This is a genomic window from Citrobacter sp. Cm038 (genome assembly GCF_030333105.1).
Lineage (GTDB): Bacteria > Pseudomonadota > Gammaproteobacteria > Enterobacterales > Enterobacteriaceae > Citrobacter > Citrobacter murliniae.
In genome coordinates this window covers 59,798-67,746 of the sequence record NZ_JAOWGO010000026.1, presented here as the reverse complement: position 1 = coordinate 67,746, position 7,949 = coordinate 59,798, and the positions used below count along the sequence as shown (strand labels likewise).

Below are 7,949 nucleotides of genomic sequence, written 5' to 3'. Positions count from 1 at the left end.
GCAATCGCGGCTTCGACAGCGGCTTTGCGCGGGTCTACTGGCTCGGCCGTTTCAGCGTCTGTCTGCTGCTCAAGTTTGCGCGCTTTAGCCCGGGCCATCGCGGCTTCGACGGCAGCTTTGCGCGGATCAGTCGCCGTACCGCTCTCTTCAGACAGTGAGTTTTCCGCCTGTTTAGCTCGTGCCTGTGCTTTGCGCGCCTCACGGGCGGCAATGGCGGCGCTGTTGTCGGGTTTTTCGCCAGCCTTGATCACCACCGGCTGCATTGCCTGCGCCTGCTTTTCTTTTACGCGGGCAAGTGCGGCGGCAATGGCATCATGATCTTTTGCGGCAGGTTGTACCGCCGCGCTTTTGTGGCGTTCAAGACGAGCCGCTTTTTCACGTTCCAGTCGCGCTTGTCTGGCTTCAAAGCGTGCTTTTGCTTCAGCGGCGCGTTTTTCTTCCTGACTAATGGCATAAAGCTCAGCTTTTTCCTGGCGGAAATATTGCACCAGCGGAATATTGCTTGGACAAACCCAGGCACAGGCTCCGCATTCAATGCAGTCAGCGATATTGTGACTGGTTGCCTTATCGTGCTGTTGTCCTTTACTGAACCAGTAAAGTTGCTGAGGCAGAAGATCCGCCGGGCAGGCATCGGCACAGGCGCTACAACGAATGCAGCCTTTCTCTTCCTGCGGTTCACCCATTTCACTGACAGATGGCGCGAGAAGACAGTTAGTGATCTTAACGATGGGAACATCAAGCCAGGGAAGGGTGAAGCCCATCAGTGGGCCACCCATAATCACCATCTGTTCAGCAGAAGGGCAAAAACCGGCGTCATTCAGCAGATGACGAACAGGGGTGCCTAACCGTGCCCAGACGTTACCCGGACGGCTGACGGCTTCACCTGTCAACGTAACAACACGCTCGGTGATTGGTTCTCCGTCTATCACGGCGCGTTTAATCGCATAGGCAGTACCGACGTTTTGCATCAGTACACCGATATCCGAGGAGCGTCCACCGTGCGGAACTTGTTTCCCGGTCAGTATTTGGGTCAATTGCTTGGCCCCGCCGGAAGGGTATTTAGTGGGAATGACGCGTAAGCTTATATCGTGCGAGTCTGCCAGCACCGCACGCAGCATTGAAATTGCCTGCGGTTTGTTATCCTCAATCCCGAGTAATATTTCGCGTGGCTGCAAAATATGCGCGAGTATACGGATGCCTTCGACGACCTGGGCCGCACAATCCTGCATTAAACGGTCATCAGCCGTAATGTAAGGTTCACATTCAGCGGCATTGATGATTAGCGTTTCAATTTTATCACCGCCGCCCTGCAGTTTGACGCCGGTTGGAAAACCTGCACCACCTAATCCGGCTACACCATATTGGTGAATACGTGCAATTAACTCTTCCCGGCTGTGGGAGCGATAATCTGCCCAACAATCGCGTTCAATCCAGCGATCTTCTCCATCCGCATCAATGATGACACTCAGCTCGGCTAATGCCGAAGGATGCGCAGTGGAGTGAGGGGCGATGGCGGTAATCGTGCCCGAGGTCGGAGCATGAACCGGCAGCATTCTGCCTCGCCCGCGGGTCAGCGCCTGGCCGCGCAGAACGTGATCACCCACGTTTACGCACAGCTCACCTTCAGCACCAATATGCTGCTTCAGCGGAATGATAAAACGCGGCGCCAGCGGAACCTGTCGCAGTGGAGTACCATTTGACTGGGTTTTCATCTCCGGTGGATGTATGCCGCCATCGAAGTCCCAAATTTTGTTTTTTCTGAATGCAGAGAATAGATTAAACATGTTGTTCCACGGGAATGATGCGCACGGGGATAGTGTTCAAATCCCACTTCCAGCTATCAGGTGTTTCGGCGACTGGACGTAATTCGATACATTGGGTCGGACACGGATCAACACACAGATTACACCCCGTGCAGAGATCGCTCATCACCGTGTGCATGGCGCGCGTCGCGCCCACGATGGCATCGACCGGACAGGCCTGAATACACTTTGTGCAGCCAATACAATTATTTTCATCAATGACTGCCAGCATGCGCACGGGCGTAAGGTCCTGCTCTTCGCCATCAATAGGTTGCGGATCGACGTTAAGCAGAGTAGCAATTTTCAACATCACCGCTTCACCGCCAGGCGCGCAGCGGTTAATTTTTTCACCCTGGCAGCCTATGGCTTCAGCATAAGGGCGGCAGCCCGGATAACCGCACTGTCCACACTGGCTTTGCGGGAGAATTTCATCGATTTTCTCCACGACTGGATCGTCCTCTACGGCAAAACGACGAGAGGCGTAACCCAAAATAGCGCCGAACGCCAGACCCAGCAGACTCACTGCGGCAACGGCAATCCAGATAGCATTCATTACAACTTCACCAAACCACTAAAGCCCATAAAGGCCAATGACATTAAACCGGCGGTAATTAGCGCAATCGCATTACCGCGAAAAGGGGCAGGGACGTCTGCCACGGCGAGGCGTTCGCGAATCGCAGCAAACAGTACCATCACCAGTGAGAAGCCGACAGCAGCGGAAAATCCGTACAGCGCCGACTGTAAAAAATTATGACCAAGATTGATGTTCAGCAATGCGACGCCCAGTACCGCACAGTTTGTGGTGATCAGCGGTAAGAAGATCCCCAGCAGACGGTACAGCGCAGGGCTGGTTTTGCGCACCACCATTTCGGTAAATTGCACGACCACAGCGATGACCAGGATAAAGGCCAGCGTGCGCAAATAAATGAGATCGAGCGGGATGAGGATCCAGGTGTCAATCAACCATGCGCAAATAGATGCCAGCGTCATGACAAAAGTCGTGGCGAGGCCCATACCCATTGCGGTTTCCAGTTTTTTGGAAACACCCATAAAGGGGCAAAGCCCCAGAAACTTGACCAGTACAAAGTTATTGACCAGTACAGTTCCGACAAACAGCAGCAGGTAATCAGTCATTTTTCGGCCTGAAATAAAAAAGCCGCCTATTATCTGTCAATCTACAACAGGCGACAACAGGTTAACTGTAAGGTTATTACGGGTTCACAAACGTTGTCTTAACGCGTTGCGAGCGTTTGAAATAGGGCACCAGCAGTGCAGCAGCTAACAAAGGGAACAATAGCTGGCGTACGGCAAAAGCGTCCGGGACTGGTGAAAACGCAAACGCTTTAATCGCCAGCAACACGGAAATTAGCAGCCATATAATGTAATGCTTAGGAACGCACTGTCTGCGTTTGAAAAACGCGATGGTCAGCCACAGCGTGTAGTACCACATGGCAATAGCTGTAATAAAGGAAATACCCCACAAGAACAGATTCATCGGGCTTTGTTCACCGAGCATTTTAAATGTGTGCGGCGTTGCCAGCGCAGTGAGATAAAGCAATAACGCCAGCGAAGCGCTCAACAACGCAACTAACAGCCAGGCCAGTGGCCCAAGTAGCCAGCCTCCGATACGTTGTGCCGGTGTCGTAGTCATCTCTTCTCCAGGTTTACGCGTATGAACAGACGTGCCGTTCATTTTGGGGCAATTATTATAAAGCTTTTAACGTTGAGCGCTACTTCTTGTTTATTGCACGTAATGCCAGACTGACTTTGGCACCTGGCCTACATCAAACAGGCGTCCACCGGAGATAAGCTCCGCGCGGCGGTGGTCCGCAGCACGATACATATTGATAATGTCCCGATCGTCGGTCAGCGTGTAGTTAAGATGATCGAACAGTTTTTCCAGACTTTCGAGTGAACTGATTTTGCGGAATTTTAATAAGTAGTCCTGAACAGTCATAAACGGAGATCCATATTAATAAAATAATACCAACGGAGTAGTGAATATTAAGAAATAAACAATGTTGCACAGATAAAAGCGAACCAGTGTGCAAATACAAAAATAAGATTATTCATATCGGTAGAAAAGCAGATGCTGTCTGCACCAGGGGAAAGGGTAACGCGCTTCGCAATCGCAGGCAATATGCCCAGGGGCGGAAGCGCCATAATTCGCTTTTTCTGACAAAATTTCATCTTTTGCAGCTAAACCCAGCAGTCACTGCGGACAGTGCTGGGCTATAAAGAATTGGTGAGGCTTATTTTTTCTGCACTGAGGTTGCTGTTGGTTCCGGCGGCTGATAGTTATCAATATGATTGGCAACACCCAGCAGGATGACAGAGACCGCGAGAACAATCCAACCAGTTAATTCAATAAGACGATTCATTACTGACGACATTTGCTTTGATTTATCCTTAAACACAAGGCACAAATGTTACTAATCAATAAATAATACGGCAAGAGCATTGGGAACGATTTCTCTGACTTTTTCGCAGCAAATTTACTCTAAGTGACATATGTTTGACTTAAGTTAAGTAACAACCATTATTGTGTAGAGGTTATTAAACGGTTGTGACGTTGCTATGTATGGTGTGAAATAGGTCGGACCTGAAATGAGAGGCAATGACATGAGTGACAACATCCGCGTTGGGCTAATCGGCTACGGTTATGCCAGTAAAACCTTCCATGCCCCCCTGATAGTCGGTACACCGGGTCTTGAACTGGCGGCGGTGTCCAGTAGTGACGAAGCAAAAGTTAAAGCGGATTGGCCTTCGGTGGCGGTTGTGTCTGAGCCACGGCATTTGTTTGATGATCCCAGCATTGACTTGATTGTTATCCCCACGCCGAATGACACCCATTTCCCGTTAGCAAAAGCAGCGCTGGAAGCCGGGAAACATGTGGTTGTTGATAAACCTTTTACCGTGACACTGTCACAAGCTCGTGAACTGGATATGCTGGCGCGCAGTCTGGGACGAGTGCTGTCTGTGTTCCATAATCGTCGTTGGGACAGTGATTTTCTGACGCTGAAAGCTCTGCTGGCAGATGGTGTTTTGGGCGAAGTGGCTTATTTTGAATCCCACTTCGATCGTTTCCGTCCCCAGATCCGAGACCGCTGGCGCGAACAGGGGGGGCCTGGAAGTGGTATCTGGTACGATCTGGCACCTCATCTTCTGGATCAGGCGATCAACCTGTTCGGCTTGCCTGTCAGTCTGACGGTTGATCTGGCTCAGCTTCGTCCCGGCGCGCAATCGACAGATTATTTCCATGCTATTTTGACTTATCCGCAGCGTCGGGTGATTTTGCACGGCACAATGCTGGCTGCTGCTGAATCTGCACGCTACATCGTTCACGGATCGCGCGGGAGCTATGTAAAGTATGGTCTTGATCCTCAGGAAGAACGTCTGAAAAATGGCGAACGTTTGCCGCAGGAAGACTGGGGCTACGACATGCGAGATGGCGTACTGACGCGGGTTGAAGGCGAAGAACGCGTTGAAGAAACCCTGCTTACCATACCGGGTAATTATCCCGCTTACTATGCGGGCATCCGAGATGCGCTAAATGGAAACGGTGAGAATCCGGTTCCGGCCAGACAGGCAATTCAAATTATGGAATTGATTGAGCTTGGTATTGAGTCGGCTAAACACCGCTCCACGCTGTGCCTTGCCTGATCGAGTTTATCAACCGCCTGCAATTATCTAATTGCAGGCGGTTGATGCGTTAATGCCATCATGCATTAACGCATCACACGGTTACGCTGTTGCCACTTTCTGGCGCAGAGCCCGCTTTTCTTCATCACTCAGGAATGCCATTTCCAGGCCATTGATTTGCGCCTGGCGGATTTGCTCGCGCGTCAATCCAGCAGCCGGGGCCGCAATGGTGTATTCGTGAATAATATCTACGCCCTGAACCGCCGGATCGTCAGTATTCAGACTGGCCAGAACACCATGCTCAAGGAACGTTTTCAGCGGATGTACTGCCAGTGAAGCGACCGTACTGGTCTGGATGTTAGATGTCAGGCAGGATTCAATACCGATTCGTTGCTCGGCGAGAAAATCCATTAATGCACGATCTTCTACCGCTTTGACCCCGTGACCAATACGCTCTGCACCCAGTTCTCTGATGGCTTGCCAAATGCTTTCCGGGCCAGCGGCTTCACCTGCATGAACAGTAATGTGCCAACCCGCGTCGCGCGCACGGTTGAAGTGTGACAGGAATAAACTACCCGGAAAACCGAGTTCGTCACCGGCAAGATCCAGTGCGGTAATGTGGCCGCGATGTGCCAGTAATGCCTCCAGCTCCTGCAGGCAAGCAGTCTCGCCGAAGGTACGACTCATAATACCAATTAAGCGTGCTTCAACGCCGAAAGTCTTACAGCCTTCGCGTACACCTTCGATGACCGCTTCAACCACACCCGCTACCGGAAGTTGATGCGCCATTGCCATGTAGCCCGGAGAAAAGCGCAACTCAACATAGTGCAGACCGTTACGCGCGGCGTCTTCAATATTCTCAAATGCCACGCGGCGACAAGCATCCAGAGATGCCAGGACTTTCACACCCCAGTCAAGCTTCGACAAAAAGCTGACCAGGTCCGGTTCTGTCGATGTGACCTGTACATGAGGAATCAGTGTTTCAAGCGTCTGAGCCGGGAGTGTCAAATTAAACTGACGGCCAAGATCGAGAATTGTCTGCGCGCGGATATTACCATCAAGGTGGCGATGGACATCGGTCAAGGGTAGGGAAGTATCAATCATGGTCGCACTCACGTCATTTAGTTAAAGTGCGCAGTATTATACAACAGAATAATAATCCTCTAATAACTTTGAAAAAATGGCACTATCACTTTGTAATTGGAGCATATTTGGGTATTCATTTCAGTTTTTCGTTGAGCAGGGCTATCTGCACACAATCCTTATTGGCCATCCGACTCAAGGAAACACCGTAAAGCATGTTGCCATAGGGAAGATCCATCAGGCTGAATATGAGATTGCTGGAGTTACACTGGCAGACAGTTGCTCAGCTCCGGTAGTCACCCGCTTGTTTTATCACCGTTTCGAATAACGCAGATTCAGTTTTGTGTGGAAAACTCATAATTCCTTTCTATTCGTTGAAGTTATTTACTCATGTTGGGGGTAGGGTTATCCCTGCGCTGGGTAAGGACATGCGACGAGTTAAAATATCCGGCACAACGTTGCTGACTGAGTGTCTGACACTCGAAATTGTTAGACAATTTGAAGGATAGAAAGATGATGCAAGAGCACATTCCGCTTAACGAAGGGCGGGCTTTATTTGGCAGAGATACGAATGCATATCAGCAGGGCAGGCCTGATTACCCGTTACATATATTTGCATTACTTAAAGAGCATTGCGGACCAGAAATCTGCCGGAGGGCCTTCGAGATTGGGCCTGGGACCGGGCAAGCAACGGAACATCTGCTTGATATGGGATATCAGGTAAGTGCAATCGAACCTGACCACAATCTGGCTATAAAGTTAAAGGAAAGACTGGGTCGGTATTCGCAGGACTCATTCTCGATTATAAATTCCACTTTTGAGGACGTACTACTACAGCCCGGCTGCTTTGACCTGGGGATTGCAGCCACCTCTTTTCACTGGATCGAACCCGTGAGCGGACTCGAAAGGATATTCCAGCTTCTGCGTCCCGGAGGATGGTTTGCTATGTGGTGGACTGTTTTTGGCGACCCGCATAACGAGGATGCATTCATGCAAAGAACAGATCGCTTGTTTGCCCCCCTTAGCGCCAGCCCTTCACATAAGGCGGGTCACCGCCATCCTTACCCACTACAAAAAAGAGAAAGGCTCGATGATCTGGCAAAAGCCGGGTTTACCGAGATTATTAGTGATGAGTTCAGATGGGAATCAGAAATGGATGCCCGACAGACCAGACAATTGATTTCAACATTTTCACCGGTTGCTCGACTGAGTGAAATGGAGCGCACGCAATTCCTCAATGAGATAGAGAGGGTAGTGAAAAAGGATTTTGGAGGAAAGGTGAAGCGTAATTTTGTTACCGCTATTTACCTTGCAAGGAAGCCTTAGTTTCGAGGCAATTACCATTCGAAATTAGTCTGGAACCCAGAGACCCTCAGTACTCAGCCATTTCTGAGCGTCTCAGCAATATGGCTTCATCCGTCG

9 protein-coding genes are annotated in these 7,949 nt (G+C 50.4%); 2 read left to right on the top strand and 7 right to left on the bottom strand.

All coding sequences use genetic code 11. From position 1 onward, the window contains the following. The 6 genes from rsxC to blr all read right to left on the bottom strand — a co-directional run. Positions 1-1,784, bottom strand: a 1,784-nt coding sequence (gene rsxC, locus OGY01_RS23450; RefSeq protein ID WP_286493842.1) for an electron transport complex subunit RsxC, incomplete at its 3' end; no start/stop codon positions are given. Then, positions 1,777-2,355: an electron transport complex subunit RsxB gene (gene rsxB / locus OGY01_RS23445; RefSeq protein WP_045442568.1), complete on the bottom strand. Its 579-nt coding sequence runs from the start codon at positions 2,353-2,355 to the stop codon at positions 1,777-1,779. The genes rsxC and rsxB, both read right to left, overlap by 8 nt. Beyond that, positions 2,355-2,936 (bottom strand): electron transport complex subunit RsxA, encoded by a 582-nt coding sequence (gene rsxA / locus OGY01_RS23440; protein ID WP_005121199.1) that lies wholly within the window; start codon positions 2,934-2,936, stop codon positions 2,355-2,357. The genes rsxB and rsxA overlap by 1 nt, the downstream gene beginning before the upstream one ends. Before the next feature lie 76 nt (positions 2,937-3,012). Next, positions 3,013-3,453 carry a DUF2569 domain-containing protein gene (locus OGY01_RS23435; RefSeq protein ID WP_045442573.1) on the bottom strand — a complete coding sequence of 147 codons (441 nt, stop codon included), beginning with the start codon at positions 3,451-3,453 and terminating at the stop codon, positions 3,013-3,015. Positions 3,454-3,543: 90 nt separating this feature from the next. Beyond that, positions 3,544-3,759, bottom strand: coding sequence for a transcription modulator YdgT (gene ydgT / locus OGY01_RS23430; protein ID WP_045442575.1), 216 nt, complete (start codon positions 3,757-3,759; stop codon positions 3,544-3,546). Between the two features lie 295 nt (positions 3,760-4,054). Then, positions 4,055-4,183, bottom strand: coding sequence for a division septum protein Blr (gene blr, locus OGY01_RS23425; RefSeq protein WP_045442577.1), 129 nt, complete (start codon positions 4,181-4,183; stop codon positions 4,055-4,057). Positions 4,184-4,424: 241 nt separating this feature from the next. Between blr and OGY01_RS23420 the strand changes: the two genes are divergently transcribed. Beyond that, positions 4,425-5,465, top strand: coding sequence for an oxidoreductase (locus tag OGY01_RS23420; RefSeq protein ID WP_286493841.1), 1,041 nt, complete (start codon positions 4,425-4,427; stop codon positions 5,463-5,465). Between the two features lie 81 nt (positions 5,466-5,546). Here the strand turns inward: OGY01_RS23420 and add are convergent, their stop codons facing one another. Beyond that, a complete protein-coding gene (add, locus tag OGY01_RS23415) occupies positions 5,547-6,548 on the bottom strand; it encodes an adenosine deaminase (RefSeq protein WP_286493839.1) in 1,002 nt (333 codons plus the stop codon). A gap of 492 nt (positions 6,549-7,040) precedes the next feature. On the opposite strand from add, the gene OGY01_RS23410 reads away from it, so the two are divergent. Continuing rightward, positions 7,041-7,853 (top strand): class I SAM-dependent methyltransferase, encoded by an 813-nt coding sequence (locus OGY01_RS23410; protein WP_286493837.1) that lies wholly within the window; start codon positions 7,041-7,043, stop codon positions 7,851-7,853. Positions 7,854-7,949: the final 96 nt, after the last annotated feature.